A 22,544-nucleotide genomic window follows, 5' to 3' on the forward strand; every position below is an offset into this window, starting at 1 on the left:
CTCTCAGCGGCCGCCCCTTACTCATGAGGTTCGGCTAGTTCCAGGCGTTGTTCTGGTTCTGGGAGTGCGAACCGTGCTGGCCCACGCCGTACTGCGCACGCAGCCCCTGTCCGAGGTCCGCGTTCTGCGGCGGCATGACCTCGCTGGGCTGCACGAGCGCGAAGCCCTGACCGAGGAAGCTGAGCTCCCAGCCCTCACCGGTGTTGCCGCGTCGGCGGCGCACGCCCGTCGAGTGGGTCTGGGACTGCATCTGCACCCGCAGTGCGGACGACCAGGCGACGATCGCGTCGGCGTCCACGCTGACGTACTTGTCCGGTGTCACCTGCATCATCAGCGGCTGGCCGGAGGTCATCAGCGCGACCTTGCCCCGGCCGGAGATGTTGAGCTGGTACTTGCCGGATCCGGAGATGCCGTACTGGCTGTCCACCGCGATGACTTCGGTGTGCAGCGTGGAGTCGAGCGCGAGGACATAGGCGCTGTCGACCGTCATGCCCTCCTGGTCCACGTCCACGACATGGACGTACTGCGCGAGGTTGGCGAAGTAGACGGTGCCCTGTCCCGAGCAGCGCATCAGGTCCAGGCCCTCACCGGTGTTGGCGCGAGCCCGTCGCTGGCTGCTGGTCTGGTACTCGCCGTCGAAGTCGACCAGGCCCTGGTACGCCACCATGGCGCCCTTGCGGGCGAGGATGTCGTCGTGGCCGGTGAGCGAGACCCGCAGCAACTGCGGGTTCTGCACGACGTAGCGGTCCTGGGACTGCTGCTCCGTGTTGCTGAAAAGCGAACTCTGCATGGTGTGTTCCCGCTCCCCCTCAGCCCCGGATCCGCAGGCGGTCGGTGCTGTCCTCGCTCGGCTGTACGACGACGATGCCCTGGCCCGAGAAGGCCATCTGGTAGGCCTCTCCACTGCCCCGCCCGATCAGGGACGAGGCCTTGAAGCTGCGCTTGCCCTTCACCTTGAGGTTCGGGGACCAGGCGACGAGGGCGTCCGGGTCGACGTAGGTCTCGTCCTCGCCGCGGCCGCAGTCCACGACGATCGGCGTGCCGCGGGAGGTCAGGGCGACCCATCCTGTGCCCTCGATCTCCACGTTCCACAGGCCCTGTCCGGCGAACTTGGCCAGGCCCTTGACCTTTTCGACGCCCCACTGGAGGTGGGCGTCGAAGGCCAGCAGATTGGTTCCGTTGACCGAGAGGGAGTCGTTGTTGAGATTGATGACGACGACGTCCGCACCGTAGTCGGCGAGGTAGAGCAGGCCGTCACCGGAGCACTTCATGATGGGCGCGCCTTCGCCGGTCACCCACTGGGCGGCGACCTGGCGGACGGCGGGCGGGTTGGGCTCGTACTGGACGAAGCCCTCGTAGGCCACCATCGAGCCGGCACGCGCGTACAGGTCCTGGCCTGTGGCCATGGCGACCTTGAGCATGGTGCGGCCGTGGTTCTCCATCCGGGCCGCGATCGGGGTCGGGGCGAAGCCCGCGAGTTGCTGGTTCATGTCGGGCTCCCTCAGACCTCGTACGGCTGGACGACGATGAAGTTGCCGGGCGCGCCCCGGAACTGGAGGTTCACGGTCTCCCCGCTGTGGCCCGGGTAGGCATTGCGCCGCAGCCGGACCTGGCTGGAGAGGATGACCTGGGATGCCGCCGACCACGCCACGACCGCGTTGCAGTCGGCGAAGGTGGTGGGCGTGACCGGCAGGACCACGGGGATGCCGTGGGTCTTGACGACGATCGTGCCCGTGCCCTGGAACATCATCGTGAACAGGGCGCCGCCGGGGATGCCGTGGCCCTCGATGCGACGGACCTCGTGCTGCAGCGACTCGTCGAAGGCGAGGACGTTCTCGGCGGAGACACAGATGCCGTCGCCCTGCAGCTCGATGGAGTGCAGATGCGCGCCGTCCTCCGCGAGGAACACCTGACCACGGCCGGTGCAGCGCATCAGCTGCATCTCCTGGCCGGTGGCATTGCCGACGATACGGCCCGCGAAACCGGCGCCCTTGTAGCTGAAATCGACCTTGCCCTGGTACATGACCATGCTGCCCTGACGGGCGAGGACGGGGGTACCGCCCATGGTCAGGTCGACCCGCATCAGCTGCTGGTTCTGCGGTGTCCAGCGCTGGCCCGTCGGGGTCTCGCGGTACGGCTGGAGCGCGGCCTGCAGACCGGCACCCGCCTGCGGGACTCCCTGGGGAACGCCCTGCGGCATGCCGCCCGGGGGCATGCCGGGGGGCTGCTGACCGTAGGGCGCGGGGGCCTGCTGACCGTACGGCGACGGCATGCCCGGCGGAACCTGGCCGGGCACCTGCCCCGGAACCTGGCCGAACTGCGGCTGTTGCGGCGGCTGTCCGTACGGGGACGGCGCCGGCGGCGGCACGGTGCCCGGCGGCAGCGGCGCGGCGACGGTCGGAGCGGCGTGCATCTGCGGGTTCGGCTGCGCGGGCGCCGGGCCCGGGGCGCCGAAGGCGGGCGCGGGCTGCGCCGCCTGGGGCGCCTGCGGGGCAGGGGCCGGTGCGCCGAACACCGGGGCCGGCGCGGCGGCCTGCGGCGGCGCGAACGAGGGTGCCGCGGCCTGCGGTTGCTGCGCGCCCGGCTGCTCCTCGGCGACCTCGCCGCCGAAGTTCTTCAGCAGTGCGTCGAGTCCGCCGTCGAAGCCCTGGCCGACCGCCGCGAACCGCCAGACGTCCTTGAGATAGAAGTCGCCCAGCATCACCGCACGCTCGGTGGAGAACTCCGAGCCGGTGAAGGCGTACCGGACGACCTCTTCGCCGCCGGCGACGATCCGGATGTACCCCGGGCCGACCTGCGACATCTGTCCCGCGCCGTCGATCGTCGCGGTGAAGGAGAGCTTGTGGATGTTCGCCGGGATGCGATCCAGTGTGACGCGGAACGACTCGGTGTCACCGGACTGTGCGCCCAGAAGCTGAATCGACTCCTCCGGCGACTTCGGCTGATTGAAGAAGATGAAGTACCGGTCGTCCGAGAGCTGCTCGTTCGCATCGAGTCCGAAGCAGCTGATGTCGAAGGTCAGCCCAGGAGCGGCGATCTGCACACCTACGTACAGATCCGTCCCCGGCGTGAGATCACTGATCTTGGCCTTGTGGCCGCGTTGAAATTCCCTGGCCATGCGTTACGACCGTCCCCCATCCCGAATTTGAATGCGTCGCGCCAGGCTAACGGCTGAGGCCGACATTGAGCCAAGCCGGTACACATTCGGTACAGGACCGTGGACCGTCACTCTCCGCGTGCTGCAGGCAGGTGCGGGAGACGGTCGGCGGAGACGACGCCTTCCAGGTAGCCCCGGGCCCTCTCGGTACGGGGGTAGGCCTCCAGCAGCCGCCAGAAGCGCGGGCCGTGGCCGGGTACCAGCAGATGGGCGAGTTCATGGACGAGCACGTAGTCGACGACGTACTCCGGCATGCCCTGCAGACGGTGCGAGAGGCGGATGCTGCCCTCTGCCGGGGTGCAGGAGCCCCAGCGGGTGTTCTGGTTCGTCACCCAGCGCACGGACGTCGGCCGGGCCCGCCCGTCGAAATACTGGGCGGACAACCGCTCCGCCCGCTCCGTCAGTTCGGCGTCGCCGAGGACCCGCTTGCTCTCCTGGGCAGCCAGCTTGTCCAGCATCACGCTGACCCAGCGCCGCTCCTCCGCCTCCGACATCCGGGCGGGAATCAGCACGATGGTGCGGTCGCCCTCACGGTAGGCGGAGACGGTCCGGCTGCGCCGGGCGCTCCTGCGGACCTCGACCGCACTCGTCCCCGATCCGCGTGGCGCGTGGCGTGTCGCGCTGCGCTGCTGACTCCCCGGGCCGTGCGGCGGAGTCTCCCCAGCGAGGCGAGGGGAAGGGTCGACGGGCACGCCCCGACGTTACCCGCTGTCAGGGGCGGAAGTCCCGCCTCGGGAACGGTTCGAACGTGATCCACTCCATGGCTCCACCATTTGAACGACTAATACCCCACGCCTGTGGACAACTTTTCACACCCGCCGAAGCGGCCGGGCATTCTGACACCGGTTGAGCGAAGTGCCGGGCGGCGTTCCGGTCCTCGCGGGTCCGACGTTCCGAGATCGACGGGGGAAGTGGATATGCACCCGATGATGAAGCCTGCCCTGCGGCGAGCATGGCGAGATCGTCAATCAGTGCAGTTCGGGGTCACACCCGCGCACGCGGTGACGGTGGGCCCGGTGGACACGGCCACCGGCTCCCTGATCGAGTTGCTGGACGGCACCCGTGGCCTTCCGCTCCTGCGTGAGCAGGCGCGGATGATAGGGCTGCCGGATGGCCAAGTCGACGCGCTGGTGGCGCGATTGGCGACAGCGGGCCTGGTCGACGACGCGACGGCCGGGGGGCCGGCCGCCGATGCCTTACGCACCCGGGCCGGCGCGCTCGAACGGCTTCGGCCCGATCTGGCGTCACTGTCCGTGATCCACCCCGAGCCGGGCGGCGGGATGGGACGGCTTGTCGCCCGGCGGGCGATACGGGTTCAGGTGCGGGGCGCGGGCCGTGTCGGTGCCACGGTCGCGGCGACGTTGTCGGCGGCGGGGGTGGGCCGGATCGAGGTACTGGACGGCGGATGTGCGGAGCCTGGTGATGTCGCTCCGGGCGGGCTGCCCGGGGCAGCCGTCGGTGAACGGCGGGCGGTGGCTGCCCGGCAGCTCGTGCGGCGCACCGCACCCGACCGCCCTCCGCGCGCCGCCGATACGGGTACGGCGGGCACGGGCGAGCCGGGTCTGTCGCTGATCGTCGTCGCGCCACGGGACGGGCTGTCCGCGTATGCGCCGGACCCGGCGGGCGCTGAGGACTGGATCGCGACCGGGACTCCGCATCTGTATGCGGGGGTTGTCGAGGCGACCGGTGTGGTCGGCCCGCTGGTGCTGCCCGGCTGCTCCGCATGTGCCGAATGTCTGGAACGAGGCAGGGCGGAACAGGACCCGGGGCGGGCCAGGCTGCTGGCCCAGTGGCGCTCGGGACGGCGCAGGGCGGCGCCGCCGGCCTGCGATGTCGCCCTGGCCACCACCGTGGCGGGCCTGGCGGCGGCGCATGCGCTGTCGTTTCTGGACGGTGAGCTGCCGGCGAGCGTGGGAGCCCGGTGCGAAGTGTCACTTCCCTTGCTGCGCTGGCGGTCCGAGTCCGTCCCGCCCCATCTCGACTGTCCCTGCAGCGCGGAGAGGAAAAGTGAGAGGGGGCGCACCCTGGGGTTCGGTCCGACACACGAGACAATGGCCGAGCCATCGCCGTCAACGGTGTAACGCCACAGGGCACATGCGGCACGGCTGTCTGGGATTTGGAGGGGCGTATGTCTGATCTTCCCCGGAAGGCGGTCACCCGGACCGCCAAGCTGGCCGCACTGCCACTGGGTTTCGCCGGACGCGCGACATGGGGCCTGGGCAAGCGGATCGGCGGCAAGTCCGCGGAGATCGTCGCGCGGGAGCTGCAACAGCGCACGGCGGAACAGCTGTTCCGTGTACTGGGTGAGCTCAAGGGCGGCGCGATGAAGTTCGGACAGGCCATGTCCGTCTTCGAGTCGGCACTCCCCGAGGAGGTCGCCGGTCCCTACCGTGCGGCGCTCACCAAGCTGCAGGAAGCCGCACCCCCGATGCCGACCCGCACGGTCCACGCCGTGCTCGACGAGCGGCTCGGCGACGGGTGGCGTGAGCTGTTCCTCAATTTCGAGGACAAGCCGTCGGCCGCCGCGTCCATCGGCCAGGTGCACAGGGCGGTGTGGCACGACGGACGCGAGGTCGCGGTGAAGGTGCAGTACCCGGGCGCGGGGGAGGCACTGCTGTCGGACCTGACCCAGCTGAGCCGGTTCGCGCGGCTGCTGGGGCCGTTGATTCCCGGGATGGACATCAAGCCGCTGATCGCGGAACTCCGTGACCGGGTGTCCGAGGAGTTGGACTACGGGCTGGAGGCGCAGGCCCAGCGGGAGCACGCTGCGGAGTTCGCGGACGATCCCGATGTGATGGTTCCGGATGTGGTGCACCAGTGCGACCAGGTGCTGGTGACGGAGTGGATCGACGGCATACCGCTGGCGGAGGTGATCACCGGGGGCACGTCCGAACAGCGGGACCGGGCAGGCCAGTTGCTCGCCCGGTTCCTCTTCTCCGGCCCGGCTCGCACAGGGCTGTTGCACGCCGATCCGCATCCCGGGAACTTCCGGCTCCTTCCCGGCGAGCACGGTGAGGGCTGGCGGCTGGGAGTGCTGGACTTCGGCACGGTGGACCGGCTGCCCGGCGGGCTGCCGACCACCATCGGCGCATGCCTGCGGATGACGCTGGAGGGCGAGGCCGAGGCAGTCTACGAACTGCTGTGCGAGGCGGGTTTCGTGAAGGAGTCCATCGACCTCGACCCGGAGGCAGTGCTCGGCTATCTGCTGCCGATCATCGAACCGGCGGAGGTGGAGGAGTTCACCTTCACCCGTCGATGGATGCGCCATCAAGCTGCACGGATCGCCGACATCCGCTCCCCCGCCTATCAGTTGGGCAAGCAGCTGAACCTGCCGCCCGCGTATCTGCTGATACACCGGGTGACGCTGAGCACGATCGGGGTGCTGTGCCAGATGAACGCCACCGTGCGGCTTCGGGACGAACTGGATGCGTGGCTGCCCGGGTTCCTGCCCCCGCACGAGTCGGCCCGGCCAGGGACGGAAGATGCGGACGCGGGCGCCGCGGAAGCCGGGAGCGCGGCCGTCGAAGGCTAGGGACTGTTTTCGGTACCAGCCCCTGGGACCTGGCGGGCGGCGCTACCACCAGTCCGAGTCCAGGCGTCCCTCGATCGCCCGGAGGTTGGCGCGGGCGCAGTCCTCGCAGTAGTGGTGGCGAACGCCGTTCTCCATGGAGAAGGTCCAGGTGGGCGGGGCCCCCTCGGCGACGGTGCCGCAGCGGGAACACACGATGGTCTCGGCACCCGGCTGTGCAGGGCGCGGAGTCTTCTGCTCGTCCACCTCGTGACGATACCTCCGCATCGGGCCGGGCGCAGGTGCAACGCACCGCCGTCCCAACGCACTGCGGGGGCCGGTCCGTTAAGGACCGGCCCCCGCAGGGTTGGCCGAGCCGTCAGTGCATGACGGCCATGGCAAGGGCGCGACGGGCGCGCAGGGACACGCGCTCGGCGCGGCGCTGCATGCGCCGGGCGGCGACCAGGCGCTGGGCCTGGCGTTCCGCGTTGGCTTCACGCATGCGCTCGCTCATATGCGCGCGAGCCAGGGCTTCTGGGATGAGTTGCATTTCGCGGGTCCTGTTCTGACGCGAGGTGTTCGCGCCGATGGTGGTGAAGGCTGGGGCGGCGGAGCCCTTGGGCTCGCTCGTGGAAGAGGTCATCGGGGCCTGCTTCTGGGGATCGTGCGTGACGGGTCGGTCGATGGTTCCGATGGCGGTCATGCCGCGACCGGGTTCTTGCGCGGGCGGCCACGCGGCCGCTTGCGGGCGACGACCACGCCCTGGACGAACAGCTCTCCGCCCCAGACGCCCCAAGGCTCACGCCGCTCCTTCGCGCCGGCGAGGCAGGCCTCCATCAGCGGGCAGGTGCGGCACAGGGACTTGGCGTACTCGACATCGGCCGGCGACTCGGCGAAGAAGACCTCCGGGTCGTAGGAGCGGCAGGGGACGGGTACGCCGAGGTTCTCGATGGCGTCGTCGAGCGCGGTGAGCGCGGTGAGGGGAGTCAAGGTGGAGTCCTCGGTGCAGGCGGGCGGGGAGAGAGTCTCGGAAGGCGGTACGGACGGGGCGTGCGCTTCGAGTTGCACGGTGTGTTGTTCCTCGTCTGGTCGTGCCGGCTGGTGGCCGGTTGCGGGTCCCCCGACGGTGCCGGGGGCTGGTACCGGGTGGTGCGTATCCCGAGGCCCCTTCGCTCTGTGATCCCTGGTGGGGAAAACAGAAGGGCCGCGGATCCCGGGTGGGGTTCCGCGGCCCTGAAGGCGCCGGCCTGATGCTGGATCAGGCTGGATCACTCCAGGGTTCGAGCCCGCGGAAGGCCCACTTCGTGTGGTGCATCGTCGTCTGCTGGGTTTCGGCACTGGCCGCCGCAAAGGCATAGGCCTGAGCCTCTGCCGCTGCTACTCCTGCTTCCAGTGCCTTGGCCGGTCGCTCATTGCGCTCCAGGAGGGAGAGGCCGCCCAGGCCGGACACGGGAAGCACGGCGGAGATGCCGGACATACCGGTGCCCTGGAACGCAGCGGAGAAGCCGAGCGAGCAGGCGGAGACGACCGAGCGATCGGTCATTTTGGCGGTGCGGATGAAGCTGGTCTTGATGCTGATCACTGGAATCGCCTCCTCTCGGCGTCTCGGGGACCGGCCGGGGCCGGTCTCGCTATTCGGATAAGTACAGCACGAGGACAGCGCTTCGAAGAAGCCCTGTTCTCGTGGTTAAGAACCTATGGGGCTGGCTGGGGCGCGCGCAAACTATTTTTTCGACGAGTTTGTATCAGTCACTCTCAACAACCTCGCCAAGCTCCTGACCTGCACAGATGGCCAGGACATCGACTCCGAAGCGCTCGAGCTTGCGGCCGCCGACACCGGAGATCCCCGCCAAGTCGCCCTCGCTGCCCGGCACGGCCTCCGCGATCGCCATCAGAGTCTTGTCGGTGAACACGCAGTACGCGGGCTGGCCGAGCTCCTTCGCCTGCTCCGAGCGCCATGCACGCAAGCGCTCGTACAGTGCCTCGTCCATGTCCGACGGGCAGTCCTCGCAACGCATCAGCTTCATCTCGCCCGCATCGGTCAGGGTCTTGCCGCACACCCGGCACACCACCGGGCCGCGCCGCTTGCGACCCTTGCCGCTGCCACGCTCGACCCCGCCCGCTCCGCCGGCCCCACGGCTGCCGAGCGGCACCGAGCCGGGCCGCAGGCCGTTGAGGAAACGGGTGGGGCGGCGCGAGGCACGGCCGCCCGGCTGGCGGGACAGCGCCCAGGACAGCGAGAGATGCAGCCGGGCCCGCGTGACACCCACATAGAGCAGCCGGCGCTCCTCCTCGACCTGCTCGTCCGTCTTGGCGTAGGTGATGGGCATCATGCCCTCGGTGAGCCCGACCAGGAACACGGCGTCCCACTCCAGGCCCTTGGCCGAGTGGAGAGAGGCGAGCGTGACGCCCTGGACGGTGGGCGCATGCTGTGCGGCAGCGCGCTCGTCCAGTTCGGCGACCAGATCGGCGAGCGTCGCCCCGGGCTTGGCCCGCGCGAAGTCCTCGGCGAGGCGGACGAGCGCGGCGAGCGACTCCCAGCGGTCGCGCACCGCTCCCGATCCGGCGGGTGGCTCGGTCGTCCAGCCCTTGGTGGACAGCACCGCCCGGACCTGAGCGGGCAGATCCTCGGCATCGTCGAGCAGCGAGTCGTTGCCTCCGGCGCGGGCCGCGCCGCGCAGGGCAATGCCGGCCTCCCGGACCTCCTGGCGCTCGAAGAACCGCTCGGCGCCGCGCAGCTGGTACGGGACACCCGCGTCGGCGAGCGCCTGCTCGTAGACCTCCGACTGGGCGTTGATGCGGTAGAGCACGGCGATCTCGCCGGCCGGGACGCCCGCGGCGATGAGGTCGCGGATCCGGCGGGCGGTGCCCTCGGCCTCGGCCGGCTCGTCCCCGTACTCGACATAGGCGGGCTCAGGGCCGGGATCGCGCTGGGAGATCAGCTCCAGACGGTGCTCGGCTGCCCGGCCGGTGGCCTGGCCCAGCAGCCCGTTGGCCAGATGAACGACCTGGGGGGTGGAGCGATAGTCGCGGACCAGCTTGACCACCGTCGCACCGGGGTGGCGGGTGCGGAAGTTCAGCAGATGGTCCGGGGTGGCACCGGTGAAGGAGTAGATGGTCTGGCTGGCGTCGCCGACCACGCACAGGCTGTCCCGCTCACCGAGCCACAGATCGAGCAGCCGCTGCTGGAGCGGGCTGACGTCCTGGTACTCGTCGACGACGAAGTGCTGGTACTGGCGGCGGACCTGGTCGGCGATGTCGTGCCGGTCCTGGAGGACGCCGACCGTCAGCAGCAGCACGTCCTCGAAGTCGATCGCCGAGCGGTCGCGCTTGAGCTGCTCGTACATCGCATAGATCTGGCTGATCTCGGCCGGGTCGCGCGGTGCGTCGCGCAGGGACTTGGCGACCTCGGCCGGGTAGTCGGCCGGCACGGTCTGGGTGACCTTGGCCCACTCGATCTCGCTCGTCACATCCCGCAGCTCGTTCCGGTCGAGGCGGATACGGCAGCGCGCGGCGGCCTCGGCCACCAGCTGGATCTTCCGCTCGAGGAGCCGGGGCATCTCTCCGCCGACCGCCTTGGGCCAGAAGTACTGCAGCTGGCGCAGGGCGGCGGAGTGGAAGGTGCGGGCCTGCACCCCGCCCGCGCCGAGCTGGCGCAGCCGGCCTCTCATCTCCCCGGCGGCACGGTTGGTGAAGGTGACGGCCAGCACACTGGCCGGCTGGAGTATCCCGGCGCGCACCCCGTACGCGATGCGGTGCGTGATCGCGCGCGTCTTGCCCGTGCCGGCTCCGGCCAGCACGCACACCGGACCGTGCAGGGCGGTCGCCACTTCGCGCTGCTCCGGGTCGAGCCCGTCGAGCACCGCGTCCGCCGACTCGGGGACCTGCGGGAAGAGAGAGGAGTGCGTTGCTGCTGTCACCCCGCCATGCTGCCAGGTCGGCAGTGGTGCATGCGGCCGTTGTCCACAGGGGTGCTGGATTGGTCCTACTTATGCGGGCCAATGCGGGAATGGTGGTCGGGTCACATGCGTTCTGCTCTTGGAACACCCCGCGAGACGAAGGAGCGCAGGAGACGATGCAGGGCACTGTGACGATGTACAGCACCACCTGGTGCGGATACTGCCGTCGGCTGAAGAGCCAGCTGGACCGCGAGGGCATCTCGTACAACGAGATCAACATCGAGCAGGACCCGGAGTCGGCGGCCTTCGTCGAGCGGGCCAACGGCGGCAACCAGACGGTGCCGACCGTACAGATCCTGCCCGCGGGCGGCGGCGCGGAGGTCGTGATGACGAACCCGAGCCTCGCCCAGGTGAAGCAGGCTCTCAGCGCCTGACGACAACTGTCGACGGTGCGTGCGACTGCCGTCGCCGTGCGGACATACGGCCCCGGGCTCGTCCCGGGGCCGCGTCATGTCCCGGGCCCTGCGCCCTGTGCCGGCCTGCTGCGCGTCATGCCAGGCTGCCGGGCTTGGGGAGCGGCTTGCCGTACCAGCGCTCGATGAGACGTGAGGCGATCGAGATCCCGTACGGCGGCAGCACCTCCCCGGACTCGAACGCGGCCCGCAGTTCCTCCCTGGAGAACCAGCGCGCCTCCTCGATCTCCTCACCGTCCACCACAATCTCGGACGAGGCGGAGGGAGCGATGCGCGCGAAGAAGCCCAGCATCAGGCTGGACGGGAACGGCCAGGGCTGGCTGGCGATGTACTCGACCTCGCCGACCTCTATTCCGGCCTCCTCGCGGGCCTCCCGGCGCACCGACTGCTCGATCGACTCGCCGGGCTCCACGAACCCGGCAAGCGTGGAGAAGCGGCCTTCGGGCCAGTGCACCTGCCGGCCCAGCAGCGCGCGGTCCTCCTGGTCCGTGATGAGCATGATCACCGCGGGGTCGGTACGCGGGTAATGCTCGGCGCCGCAGGCCTGGCAGCGGCGGATGTGGCCGGCGGCGGCGATGACCGTACGTTCTCCGCAGCGCGAGCAGAAGCGGTGGAGCCGCTGCCAGTTCTCCAGGGCAACGGCGTGCACCAGCAGTCCCGCGTCGCGGGGGGACAGCAGCAGCCCCGCCTCGCGAAGACCCGCCGGCCGCGCCGACTGGTCGATACGGCCGGGCAGGGCGTCCTTCTGGAGGGCGAAGTAGCGCACCCCGTCCTCGTCCGTGCCGAGGAAGTAGCGGTGGGTCTCGGTGACGGGGGCCTCGAAGGCCGGGGTCATGACCAGTTCGGTGCGGCCGTCAGGGGTGTCGTCGATCAGCGCCTGGCCGCCGGAGACCACGAAGACCCGGGTCGTGGGGTGGCTCCACGCCGCCGCGAGCCAGGCCTCGTCGAGGCGGTTGTGCGCCTCGCGGTCGATACCGCTCGGCGCGGTGAGGCCGACCGGCTCGGTGAAACCGATCGGACGGCCGTCGGCGTAGCTGTTGGTGCTCACGTGTTCTTCCAACTCCCCCGGGTGGATGGGTTGCGGTTCAGCGCAGGGCCTCGGCCAGGTCGCCCCACAGGTGGGCGGCCGCCTCCACGCCTTTGAGGAGCAGGTCCAGCTCGACCTTCTCGTTGGGCGCGTGCCAGCCGTCGGACGGTACGGAGATACCGAGGAACAGCACGGGAGCGGCCAGCACGTCCTGCAGGTCGGCGGCCGGTCCCGAACCGCCCTCGCGGGTGAAGCGGATCTTGTGGCCGTCGAAGGCACGGCCCATGGCCCGAACCACCGACTTCAGGGCGGGGTGGTCCAGAGGCGTCAGGCAGGGGCGGGTCGCCGCGCCGAACTCGATCTCGTTGCGGATGCCGGCCGGGATCTGGAGTGCGACCCAGTCCGTGATCGCGCGTTCGATCTTGTCCGGGTCCTGTCCCGCGACGAGCCGGAAGGAGAGCTTGACCATCGCCGACGACGGGACGATCGTCTTGCCGCCGGGGCCCTGGTAGCCGCCGCCGATGCCGTTGACCTCGGCGGTCGGGCGGGCCCAGATGCGCTCAAGTGTGGAGTAGCCGCTCTCACCGAGGGTGCCGTGGGACTTGGCGGTGCGCAGCCAGGATTCCTCGTCGAAGGGCAGCTCGGCGAGCAGGTCGCGCTCGGCGTCGGTCAACGGTGCGATGCCGTCGTAGAACCCGGGCACGGTGACGTGCTCGTTCTCGTCGTGCAGCGCCGCGACGATCCGGGCGGCGACGGTCGCCGGGTTGGGTACGGCTCCGCCGAACGAGCCGGAGTGGATGTCCTGGTCGGGCCCGTACAGGGTGATCTCGCAGTCGGCGAGACCGCGCATGCCGGTACAGACGGTCGGGGTCGTCTCGGACCACATGCCGGTGTCCGAGACGATCACGGCGTCGGCGGCGAGGCGCTCGGCGTGCTCTTCGACGAGCGCGCGGAAGTTCGGGGAGCCGGACTCCTCCTCGCCCTCGATCAGCAGCTTCAGGTTGACCGCGGGCGTGGTGCGTCCGGTGGCGGCGAGGTGGGCCCGCACACCGAGCGTGTGGAGGAACACCTGCCCCTTGTCGTCGGCCGCGCCGCGGCCGTACATCCGGCCGTCGACGATCTGCGGCTCGAAGGGGTCGGTGTGCCAGCCGTCCTCGCGGGCGGCGGGCTGGACATCGTGGTGTCCGTAGACCAGCACCGTGGGTGCGCCCGGGTCGTCCGAGAGCCATTCGGCGAAGACCGCGGGTGCGCCCGGGGTGGGCCAGATCTCGGTGACGGGGAACCCGGTCCCGGCGAGTGCGGTCGCGAGCCACTCCGCGCTGCGCCGTACGTCCGCGGCGTGCTCGGGCTGTGCGGACACCGACGGGATGCGCAGCCACTCGGTGAGGGCGTCGAGGAAGGCGGCGCGATGCTGCTCCGTGTACGTACGGACGGCGTTGTCCGGGGTGTCGCTCATGCTCCTGAGCCTAACGGGCGCCGACGGCTGACTCGTCGGCCGTCCCGCTGTGCGGACTCACTCCGATCAGGAGGCGTTCGAGACCGGCGCGACCGGGGAGGCCGTCGGGCCGGACGATCTCTCCGGTGCGTACGAAAACGAACGTGGCGCTCACCGCTTCCAGCGGGACGCCGTGCGCCTCGGCCCAGGCCACGCGGTAGACGGCGAGCTGGAGGGGGTCGGCGCTGGAGTTGCGTGCGGTCTTCCAGTCGACGATCTCGTAGGTGTCCGCTCCGGTCCGGTAGACGGCGTCGATACGGCCCCGGATGACGCGGCCCGCGAGGGTGAGCTCGAACGGCGCCTCGACACGGTACGGCGTGCGGCGTGCGTACGGGGTGCGCTCGAAGGCCTCCTTGAGCGCAGCCAGATCGTGCTCGTCCTCGATGCCGGCCGCGTCCGGGCCGTCCGCCCCGCCCGGCAGCTCGTCCGGGCCCAGCATGGGCAGCGGCAGCTCCTCGAACCGCGACTCGACCCATGCGTGGAAGCGGATGCCCCGGCGGGCTGCGGGCTGCGGTGGCCGGGGCATGGGGCGGGCCAGCTCCTGGGCGAAGCCGTCGGGGTCGGCGGCGAGGCGCAGCAGCTGGGTGGCGGAGAGCGAGGGCGGTACGAGGACGTCACGCACACTGGCGCGGGTACGGCGCAGCTCGCCGGCGAGAGCGTCGAGGTCGCGGTCCCAGGAGGCGATGGTGCGGGCCTCTTCCGGGGTGAGGCGGACCCCTTCGGGGGTGATGCGGACCTCTTCGGGAGCGAGGCGAAGCTCCTCCGCACCTGCGGGAGAGCCGGCTTCACCGTGCGACTCGGTGCCCGCATCGGTGTGCGGGTGCGGCGATGCGGGGTGAGCCGGTCGGCGGGTGGTCCCCCCGTCAGCAGGGCTGCGGGGGTCGGGGATGCCGAGGTCGTCGTAGGGGGGTGGTGGGGCCTCGTCGTCGTAGGGGGCTTCGGTGGGCCACCAGTCGTCCGCGTCCTCGGGCTCGGGCTCCGGCTCCGGCTCCGGCTCCGGCTCGGGCTGGTTTCTCAGGGTGTCCAGGTGGGCCAGCACGGTGTCCGCCGCCGCACGTCGGCGGGCGAGGGAGGCCGGGTCCAGGGGAAGCGGCCAGACATGGTCCGCCGCCGTCCCGTGCAACGCCGGATTCTCCGCGTCCTCGTCCGGCTCGTCCGCCCAGACCTCGATTTCGCCGTAGCCCTGCGCGCAGTGGTCGTACAGCGCCTGGAGGAACTGCGAGGGGCCGCGGCTGCGCTTCTGGCTCGGGCCCCACCAGTGCCCCGAGCCCAGCAGCAGCGAGCGGGGGCGGGTGAAGGTCACATATCCGAGGCGGAGTTCTTCGGTGTGCTGGTGGTCCTTCATCGACTCCTTGAAGGACTTCAGCCCCCTCGCGTCCCAGGAGGCGATGTCCGGGAGCGTCGCCGCGTCACCTCGCAGAGCGTGCGGCAGCACCTTGGACCGGGCGGTCCAGGCCTCGCGCGCATGGTCGCTCGGGAAGTGCTTGGCGACCAGGCCGGGGACGGCCACGACGTCCCATTCAAGGCCCTTGGACTTGTGGGCGGTCAGCACCTTGACCGTGTTCTCGCCGCCCGGGAGGGCGTTGTCCAGGCCCTTCTCGTACTGCGCGGCGGTCCGCAGGAAGGCCAGGAAGGCCAGGAGTGACGCCTCCCCGTCCAGGGCGGCGAAACCGGCCGCTGTGTCCAGGAAGTTGGCGAGGGTCTCGCGGCGGCGTGCGGCCAGGGCGTGCGGGGACGCGGACAGTTCGACCTCGAGGCCGGTGGTGCCGAGCACGCGGTGCAGTACGTCCATCAGGGGGTCTGCCAGCGACCGGCGCAGATCGCGCAGTTCGGCGGCGAGGCGGGCGAACCGCACCCGGGCCTCGGCCGAGAAGGGCAGGCCGTCGTCCTCCCCGCCCGCCGACTCCAGGAAGGTGTCCAGGGCGTCGGCGAGCGAGATGACCTCAGCCGGGTCGGTCCCCTCGACGGCCGCCGCGAGGCGCTGCTCGGGATCGGCGCCCTCAGCCGTGGCACGGTGCACCAGCAGCCGCGCCCGGCGGCCGAGCAGCGCAAGGTCGCGGGGACCGATCCGCCAGCGCGGCCCGGTGAGCAGACGGACGAGCGAGGCGTTGGCACCCGGGTCCTGGAGGACCTCGCACACGGCGACCAGGTCGGCGACCTCCGGGAGGTGGAGCAGCCCGGACAGCCCGACGACCTCGACCGGGACGTCACGGGCGACCAGCGCGCCCTGGATCTCGGGGAAGTCGCCCGCCGTACGGCACAGGACGGCGATCTCGCCGGGCTCCTTGCCGGTGCGCACCAGGTGGGCGATCGAGTCGGCGAGCCACTCGATCTCCTGCGCGTGTGTCGGCAGCAGGGCGCACCGGACGATGCCGTCCCGCTCGGCGCCGGGGGCCGGGCGCAGCGCCTCCACACCTTCGTGCAGGGCGCGCAGCGGCGTCGCGAGGCCGTTGGCGAGCTGGAGCAGCCGGCCGCCGCTGCGCCGGTTCTCGCTGAGCGAGAGGCGCGTGGCGGGCCGCCCGTCGGCATGGGGGAAGTGGGCCGGGAAGTCGTCGAGATTGGCGACGGACGCCCCGCGCCAGCCGTAGATGGCCTGGCAGGGGTCGCCGACCGCGGTCACCGCGTGCCCCGTGCCCTGCCCGAACAGGCCGGACAGCAGGAGCCGCTGGGCGACGGACGTGTCCTGGTACTCGTCGAGCAGCACGACCCGGAACTCGTCCCGCAGGATGCGGCCGACCTCCGGCCGCGTCAGCGCGAGCTCGGCGGACAGGGCGATCTGGTCCCCGAAGTCGAGAAGATCCCGCTCCCGCTTGGCCGCGCGGTAACGGACGGTCAGGTCGAGCAGTTCACGCCGGGCGGCGGCGGCCTCGGGCACCTTGCGCAGCTCCGCGTTGCTGAGCCGGGCGGTCTCCAGGGTGTGCAGCAGCGCGGCGTCGTACGCCTCCAGCTGCTCGGGGCGCACCAGATGCTCGGCGAGCTCGGCGTCCAGCGCGAGCAGATCACTGACCAGGGAAGGGAAGGAGCGGGTGAGCGCGGGATACGGCCCTGGCGCCTCGCGCAGCACCCGTGCGGCGAGCTGGTACCGGGTGGCGTCGGCGAGAAGGCGCGCGGTCGGCTCCAGACCGATGCGCAGCCCGTGGTCGGTCAGCAGCTGACCGGCGAACGCGTGGTACGTGGAGATGCGGGGCTCACCCGGCGGATTGTCCGGGTCAAGGGCCTCGGGGTCCGTCACACCGGCCCGTACGAGAGCGGTACGGACGCGCTCGGCCAGCTCGCCCGCCGCCTTGTTGGTGAAGGTGAGACCGAGCACCTGCTCGGGGGCGACCTGTCCCGTGCCGACCAGCCACACCACCCGGGCAGCCATGACCGTCGTCTTCCCCGACCCGGCTCCGGCCACGACGACCTGCGGGGCGGGCGGTGCGGTGATGCAGGCCGTCTGCTCCGGGGTGAAGGGGATACCGAGGAGCTCCTTGAGCTGCTCGGGGTCGGTGATACGCGCGGTCATCCCAGAGAGGCTAACGGGGACCACCGACAGCCCGGTGGCCCCGTCCGCATCTGCCCGAGCTCGCCACAGGCGGGGGCGGCCGGGTCCCGGCGACGGGCCGGGAGCGTCCGCGCCGCGTCAGGCAGCGCCCGCGCCCTGGTCGTCCAGGCCCTGCAGCTTCTCCATGTCGACGACCTCGTCGGCGGGGGGCGCCACGGCCTTCACAGGCTTGTCGTAGTCGGAGAAGACCATCGTGCCGGGCTCGTCGCCGCCGACCACGTGGACCTTGAGGAGGTAGGGCTTGCCCTCCTTGGCCACGTACATCTCGATCGTCTCGCCGTCGGCCTTCTTCTTCACCACGACGGCCGCGGGGACGCCGTCCACCTCGGCGTCGGGTCCCTTGGTCATGCCCGTGCGCTCGGACTTGTCGTCGTCCATGTCGGAGACCATGCCCTTGAGGTCGCACATCTCGCCCGGCCCCTCACCGGCGGGGATCTTCATCCAGCGGCCCTTGAGCATCTCGGCGATGCCGGCGGCCTCCTCGCCGGAAGATCCTTCCTCCTTGCCCATGGAGGTCCAGAACTTCTCGTTGCCCTTCATGTACATCACGTCGTCGGTCTGCAGCAGCTCGGCGGTGGCACCGTCGGTGCCCATCGTGCCCGTGCAGGTCCCCTTGTCGTCGACCGCGAAGTCGACGTCCATCAGGTCACCGTCCGTCTTGACCCGGCCGGCCATCCTCAGACTCGTGGCGCCCTTGGTGGTCTCGATGCCCTTGTCGGCGATCTGATCGGCGCTCAGGCCCTTGAAGGGGTCCGCCGGCTTCGACGACGCGGTCGCCGTCGGCTCCTTCGCCCCTGAACCGCCGTTGCCGCTGTCGCTCTTGGAGCAGGCCGAGAGTCCGGCGATCGCGGTCGCACAGACCATCGCCGAAACCAGGAGTCTCCGATTGGCCGCCATCTGTCTCTCTTCTCCTCTGGAACCTTCTGACCGCACCCCTATGCGACCGCCGAGAGGCCCCTTTTGGATGCACACCCGGCCCGTGACATGCATCACGCGGCGGGTGTTCACTCCACGATGTGACGGCCCTCCGGCTGTGCGCTGCACGAGGCACGGAACGAGCAGTGCGTGCAGTGCTGGCCGGCCGCCGGGGTGAATCGTTCGTCCAGGACCCGGCCGGCCGCGGTGGCGAGCAGATCTCCCACCCACTCCCCCGCGAGCGGCTCCTGCGCCTGGATCTTGGGCAGTGCCTCGCCGCCCTCCTTCTTGGCAGCGGGCTGGCGCAGCTGGACGAGTTCCGCGCCGCCGGACTCGGGCCGGTGGCCGCCGAAGGCCTCGTCGACCGCGCCCTCGCGCACGGCGAGCTGATAGACGGCGAGCTGCGGATGGCGGGCGACCTCGTCCCTGGTGGGGGTCGCCTTGCCGGTCTTGAAGTCGACGACATAGGCGCGGCCGTGCTCGTCCTGCTCGACGCGGTCCATGGAGCCGCGGATACGGACCTCGTACTCACCGGCTTCGAGCGTCACGTCGAAGTCGTGCTCGGTGGCGGCGGGTTCCCGGCCGCCACGGTCCATGACGTGCCAGCGCAGGAAGCGCTCGAGCGCCAGGCGCGCGTGCTCCTTCTCCTGCTGCGACTTCCAGGGGGCGTCGAAGACGAGCGCGTCCCAGACGGAGTCGAGGCGTGCCATGAGGACCCCGAGATCCGCGGGGGTCCGCCCGGACGCGACCTCGTCCGCGAGCACGTGCACCACGTTGCCGAAGCCCTGGGCCGCGGTGGCGGGTGTGTCGGCCTTCACCTCGCGTCCCAGGAACCACTGCAGAGCACAGGTGTTGGCCAGCTGGTCGAGCGCGCTGCCGGAGAGGGTGACGGGCTGGTCGCGGTCGCGCAGCGGGACGGCGCTGTGTGTGGCGTCGTACAGACCCCACCAGCTGTAGGGGTGCGCGGCCGGGACCAGCGGCTGGTCCTCGTCGTCCGTGAGCGCGGCGAGGCGCGCGAGGCGACGGGCCGCGGCATCGCGCAGCTGCGGGGTCGCGGCCGGGTCCACGGTGGTGGCACGCAGCTCGGCGACGAGCGCGGCGACGGCGAGGGGGCGGCGCGGGCGGCCGGTGATGTCGCGCGGCTCGACGCCGAGTTCGGTGAGGAAGCGGGAGGGCTGGTCACCGTCGTCGGCGGGCGCCTTGACGGCCGTGACCACGAGCCGGTGGCGGGCGCGGGTGGCGGCGACGTAGAAGAGGCGCCGCTCCTCGGCGAGCAGCGCTCCGGGCGTGAGGGGCTCGGCGAGTCCGTCACGGCCGATGCGGTCGGCCTCCAGAAGGGATCCGCGCCGGCGCAGGTCGGGCCACAGACCCTCCTGTACGCCGGCGACGACGACCAGGCTCCATTCGAGGCCCTTGGAGCGGTGGGCGGTCATCAGGCGTACGGAGTCGGGCCGCACCTCCCGCCTGGTGAGCGTGTCGGCGGCGATGTCCTGGGCGTCGAGCTCCTCGAGGAAGTTCAGCGCGCCCCGGCCGCCGGTGCGCTCCTCGGCACGCGCCGCGGTCTCGAACAGGGCGCAGACGGCGTCGAGATCCCGGTCCGCGTTACGTCCTGCCGCACCCCCGCGGCGGGCTGCGCGCTCCAGGCGCTGCGGCCAGGGGGTGCCGTCCCACAGCTGCCAGAGCGCTTCCTCGGCCGTGCCTCCCCCGGCGAGCAGCTCCCGCGCCTTGCGCAGCAGCGCACCGAGCCGTTGCGCGCCGCGGGCGTACGCGGGGTCGTGAGCGACGAGGCGCTCGGGCTCGGCGAGGGCGCGGGCGATCAGCTCGTCCGACGGCGGGGGTACGCGGTTACCGCCTGCGCGCTCCTCGTCACGCAGAGCCCGGCCGAGACGCCGGAGGTCGGCGGTGTCCATGCCGCCGAGGGGGGAAGTGAGCAGAGCGACGGCGGTCTCGGTACCGAGCCAGCAGGGGCCGCTCCCCGACGCCGCGCCGTCCTGGCTCACGGGATCCGCTGCCTGCACCGCGACACCGCCGTCCGCCGCCGTGCTGAGCCCGACGGGGGCGGCTTCGCCGGCTCCCCGGCCCGCCGGGTCCGCGGTCGTCGTGGCAGGCAGTGCCTCCGCTCCGCCACCGGGCCGGCCGTCACGGGCCGAGTCCTTCGCCGAGCCGTCCCCGCCCGTGGCAGAGGGCAGCCGTCCGGCCTCTGGTGAGGCCTTTGCGACATCCGGTCCTGCGCCGTGGGCCGGCGCCGAGGCGTGCGCGGGACCGGAGACCTGGAGCCGGTGCCCCGCGCCGGGGCGGTCGTCAGGAGTCTGCGGCGACGGCTCCCCGGCTGCCGCAGAGGCTTCGCCCCGGGCTGCCCGACGCCCCTCGCCCGTGGCCTGGTCCCCTTCGGCCGTGGCCTGGCCCTCTTCGGCCGTGGCCGACGCCGCCCTCGGTGTCACCGCTGCCGTGGCCACCGCTCTCAGAGCCGTCAGCAGCGGGGCCACCGCGGGCTCGTGGCGCAGCGCCACATCGTCGCCGTCGACCTCCAGGGGGACACCCGCCGAGGTCAGAGCGCGGCGGACGGCCGGGATCGAGCGCGCGCCGGCGCGCACCAGGACCGCCATGTCCTTCCAGGGGACACCGTCCTCCAGGTGGGCACGGCGCAGGATGTCGGCGATGTTGTCGAGTTCCGTCGAGGCCGTCGGGTACGTGTACGCCTCGACGCGGCCGCCCTCGCGCACGGCCCCGAGCTCGCGGTGGGCCCGGACCTTGTCCGCGGGAAGGCGGGTCAGCGGCATCCGGCGGGTCAGCAGCCGGGTCGCGGCGAGCAGCTGCGCACCGCTGCGCCGGGATGTGCCGAGCACCGCCACCTGCGACGGCGTCCCGTCCGTGTGGCGGAAGGTGTCCGGGAAGTCGAGGATGCCGTTCACGTCCGCGCCCCGGAACGCGTAGATGGACTGGTCCGGGTCGCCGAACGCCACCAGCGTCCGCCCACCGCCCGCGAGGGCCCGGAGCAGCCGCACCTGGGCCGGGTCGGTGTCCTGGTACTCGTCGACGAAGACCGCGTCGTAGGGGAAGTCGTACGGCGCGGCGCTCCGCTCGGCCAGCAGCACCGCACGGTGCACCAGTTCCGCGTAGTCGAGCACTCCTTGCAGGTCCAGGACGTCGAGATACTCGGCGAGGAACGCCGCGGCCGCCCCCCAGTCGGGACGGCCGGTGCGAGCGGCGAAGCGGGCGAGTGAGTCCGGGCCGAGACCGAGCTCGCGGCTGCGGGCGAGCACGGCCCGCACCTCGTCCGCGAAGCCTCGCGTGGTGAGGCAGGCCCGCAGCTCGTTTGGCCAGCGGATGCCCGGCACACCGGCGCGCTCCGGACCGATGTGCCCCGCGAGCAGCTCGCGTACGGCGACGTCCTGCTCGGGACCGGACAGCAGCCGCAGCGGTTCGGAGAACAGATCGGCGTCCTGGTGGGCCCGGACCAGGGCATAGCAGAAGGAGTGGAAGGTGGTCGCCTGCGGCCCCTGCCTGCCACCGAGCCGCAGCGCCGTCCGGTCTCGCAGATCGACGGCCGCTCTGCGGCTGAAGGTGAGCACGAGGATCCGGGCCGGATCCGCGCCCCTGGCGATGTGTGCGGCGACGGCCTCCACCAGCGTGGTCGTCTTGCCCGTGCCGGGCCCGGCGAGAACCAGCAGCGGCCCTGCCCGATGGTCAACCACGGCCCGCTGGGCTGCGTCCAGGAGGGGGGGATCCACCGGGCCGGGAGGGGTACGCACCAGTCGGTACGCGCCCGGGGGCCTCCCCCTGCGTCCTTGCGGGCGTGGGGGAACCCCCTGCCGTACCTGCTGCGGGTACGACGTACGCCCGGTGGTGGAGGAGGAGCTCACGTGGTTCGCCGGTCCTGGTGGGTGTGCTGGTGATGAGAATGCGCATCGTGACGCGCGCTGACGACGCTACGCCAGGGCGGGGAGCGCCGACGGCGGGTCCGCCGCGTACCTCCTGCGGTCCCGCGGTTCCCCGCGGCCGCGCCGCTTGGCGGAAGCTGTCATATGTGAGTTCCGTCGCTGCCGTCGCCCGCTGTTTCCGGGTGGACTCCGTCCCACCGCGCCCGTCGCATGTCGATGCGCGGCACGTGGTCGTCGGCACCCCGCGGGGCGTCGCGCAGCGGGGTTCCCTCGGCGCGGTAGTGCTGCAGGGCCTCGATCTCATGGCCGGGCAGCACAGTGCCGTCCGCCCGGACGACCCGCCACCACGGCACCGCCCCGCCGTACAGCGCCATCGCCCGGCCGACCTGGCGCGGCCCGCCCTCGCCCAGCCATTCGGCGATGTCCCCGTATGTCATCACCCGGCCCGATGGGATCAGGTCGGCAACCTCCAGCACCCGCTCGGCATATTCGGGATACTCGGCGTACTGCGGCAGCTCCTCCATCCGACCCATCCTGCCGCACGCCACCGACAGGGCCCCGGACAAGGGGCGAATCAGGCCATGCGGGACAAAGGGCCGAGTCTTGCACACCTCGCGCCCCCGCAATGCACCCTGATACCCCCCA

18 protein-coding genes are annotated in these 22,544 nt (G+C 71.4%); 3 read left to right on the top strand and 15 right to left on the bottom strand.

Going from position 1 to position 22,544, the window contains the following annotated elements; genetic code table 11:
• Positions 1-34 precede the first annotated feature (34 nt).
• From OHS70_RS12430 to OHS70_RS12445, 4 genes are all read right to left on the bottom strand, one after another.
• Positions 35-790: an AIM24 family protein gene (locus tag OHS70_RS12430; protein WP_328396737.1), complete on the bottom strand. Its 756-nt coding sequence runs from the start codon at positions 788-790 to the stop codon at positions 35-37.
• A gap of 19 nt (positions 791-809) precedes the next feature.
• Positions 810-1,490 carry an AIM24 family protein gene (locus OHS70_RS12435; RefSeq protein ID WP_328396739.1) on the bottom strand — a complete coding sequence of 227 codons (681 nt, stop codon included), beginning with the start codon at positions 1,488-1,490 and terminating at the stop codon, positions 810-812.
• Positions 1,491-1,501: 11 nt separating this feature from the next.
• Positions 1,502-3,118 (bottom strand): TerD family protein, encoded by a 1,617-nt coding sequence (locus OHS70_RS12440; RefSeq protein ID WP_328396741.1) that lies wholly within the window; start codon positions 3,116-3,118, stop codon positions 1,502-1,504.
• A gap of 107 nt (positions 3,119-3,225) precedes the next feature.
• The gene (locus OHS70_RS12445) at positions 3,226-3,849 is read right to left on the bottom strand and encodes a M48 metallopeptidase family protein (protein WP_328396743.1); all 624 of its coding nucleotides are present in this window, start codon (positions 3,847-3,849) and stop codon (positions 3,226-3,228) included.
• 225 nt (positions 3,850-4,074) lie between these two features.
• On the opposite strand from OHS70_RS12445, the gene OHS70_RS12450 reads away from it, so the two are divergent.
• The gene (locus tag OHS70_RS12450) at positions 4,075-5,238 is read left to right on the top strand and encodes a ThiF family adenylyltransferase (protein WP_328396745.1); all 1,164 of its coding nucleotides are present in this window, start codon (positions 4,075-4,077) and stop codon (positions 5,236-5,238) included.
• Positions 5,239-5,285: 47 nt separating this feature from the next.
• Complete coding sequence (locus OHS70_RS12455; RefSeq protein ID WP_328396747.1) at positions 5,286-6,689, top strand: ABC1 kinase family protein; 1,404 nt, start codon at positions 5,286-5,288, stop codon at positions 6,687-6,689.
• Between the two features lie 42 nt (positions 6,690-6,731).
• Here the strand turns inward: OHS70_RS12455 and OHS70_RS12460 are convergent, their stop codons facing one another.
• The 5 genes from OHS70_RS12460 to OHS70_RS12480 all read right to left on the bottom strand — a co-directional run bounded on the left by OHS70_RS12460 (position 6,732) and on the right by OHS70_RS12480 (position 10,585).
• Entirely contained in the window at positions 6,732-6,932 is a 201-nt protein-coding gene (locus OHS70_RS12460) for a hypothetical protein (protein ID WP_328396749.1), read from the bottom strand.
• Between the two features lie 112 nt (positions 6,933-7,044).
• Positions 7,045-7,368, bottom strand: coding sequence for a hypothetical protein (locus OHS70_RS12465; protein WP_328396751.1), 324 nt, complete (start codon positions 7,366-7,368; stop codon positions 7,045-7,047).
• Positions 7,365-7,733, bottom strand: a complete 369-nt coding sequence (locus OHS70_RS12470; protein ID WP_328396753.1) for a WhiB family transcriptional regulator — start codon at positions 7,731-7,733, stop codon at positions 7,365-7,367. Before OHS70_RS12470 ends, OHS70_RS12465 begins: the two co-directional genes overlap by 4 nt.
• 190 nt (positions 7,734-7,923) lie before the next feature.
• Positions 7,924-8,247 carry a hypothetical protein gene (locus OHS70_RS12475; RefSeq protein ID WP_328396755.1) on the bottom strand — a complete coding sequence of 108 codons (324 nt, stop codon included), beginning with the start codon at positions 8,245-8,247 and terminating at the stop codon, positions 7,924-7,926.
• Positions 8,248-8,410: 163 nt separating this feature from the next.
• Positions 8,411-10,585: an ATP-dependent DNA helicase UvrD2 gene (locus tag OHS70_RS12480; protein WP_328396757.1), complete on the bottom strand. Its 2,175-nt coding sequence runs from the start codon at positions 10,583-10,585 to the stop codon at positions 8,411-8,413.
• A gap of 155 nt (positions 10,586-10,740) precedes the next feature.
• Between OHS70_RS12480 and OHS70_RS12485 the strand changes: the two genes are divergently transcribed.
• A complete protein-coding gene (locus OHS70_RS12485; protein WP_328396759.1) occupies positions 10,741-10,998 on the top strand; it encodes a mycoredoxin in 258 nt (85 codons plus the stop codon).
• 115 nt (positions 10,999-11,113) lie between these two features.
• On the opposite strand, the gene nudC is transcribed toward OHS70_RS12485, so the two are convergent.
• The 6 genes from nudC to OHS70_RS12515 form a co-directional block, all read right to left on the bottom strand.
• Complete coding sequence (nudC, locus tag OHS70_RS12490; RefSeq protein WP_328396761.1) at positions 11,114-12,085, bottom strand: NAD(+) diphosphatase; 972 nt, start codon at positions 12,083-12,085, stop codon at positions 11,114-11,116.
• 37 nt (positions 12,086-12,122) lie between these two features.
• Positions 12,123-13,520, bottom strand: a complete 1,398-nt coding sequence (locus tag OHS70_RS12495) for a dipeptidase (protein WP_328396763.1) — start codon at positions 13,518-13,520, stop codon at positions 12,123-12,125.
• A 10-nt stretch (positions 13,521-13,530) separates the two neighbouring features.
• On the bottom strand, positions 13,531-17,064 hold the full coding sequence (locus OHS70_RS12500; protein ID WP_328396765.1) for an ATP-dependent DNA helicase: 3,534 nt from the start codon (positions 17,062-17,064) through the stop codon (positions 13,531-13,533).
• A 117-nt stretch (positions 17,065-17,181) separates the two neighbouring features.
• Positions 17,182-18,000 (bottom strand): hypothetical protein, encoded by an 819-nt coding sequence (locus tag OHS70_RS12505; protein WP_328396767.1) that lies wholly within the window; start codon positions 17,998-18,000, stop codon positions 17,182-17,184.
• A 107-nt stretch (positions 18,001-18,107) separates the two neighbouring features.
• Entirely contained in the window at positions 18,108-21,881 is a 3,774-nt protein-coding gene (locus OHS70_RS12510; RefSeq protein WP_328396769.1) for a UvrD-helicase domain-containing protein, read from the bottom strand.
• Between the two features lie 158 nt (positions 21,882-22,039).
• Entirely contained in the window at positions 22,040-22,423 is a 384-nt protein-coding gene (locus OHS70_RS12515; protein WP_328396771.1) for an MGMT family protein, read from the bottom strand.
• Positions 22,424-22,544: the final 121 nt, after the last annotated feature.

The sequence above is a fragment of the Streptomyces sp. NBC_00390 genome, from assembly GCF_036057275.1.
GTDB lineage: Bacteria > Actinomycetota > Actinomycetes > Streptomycetales > Streptomycetaceae > Streptomyces.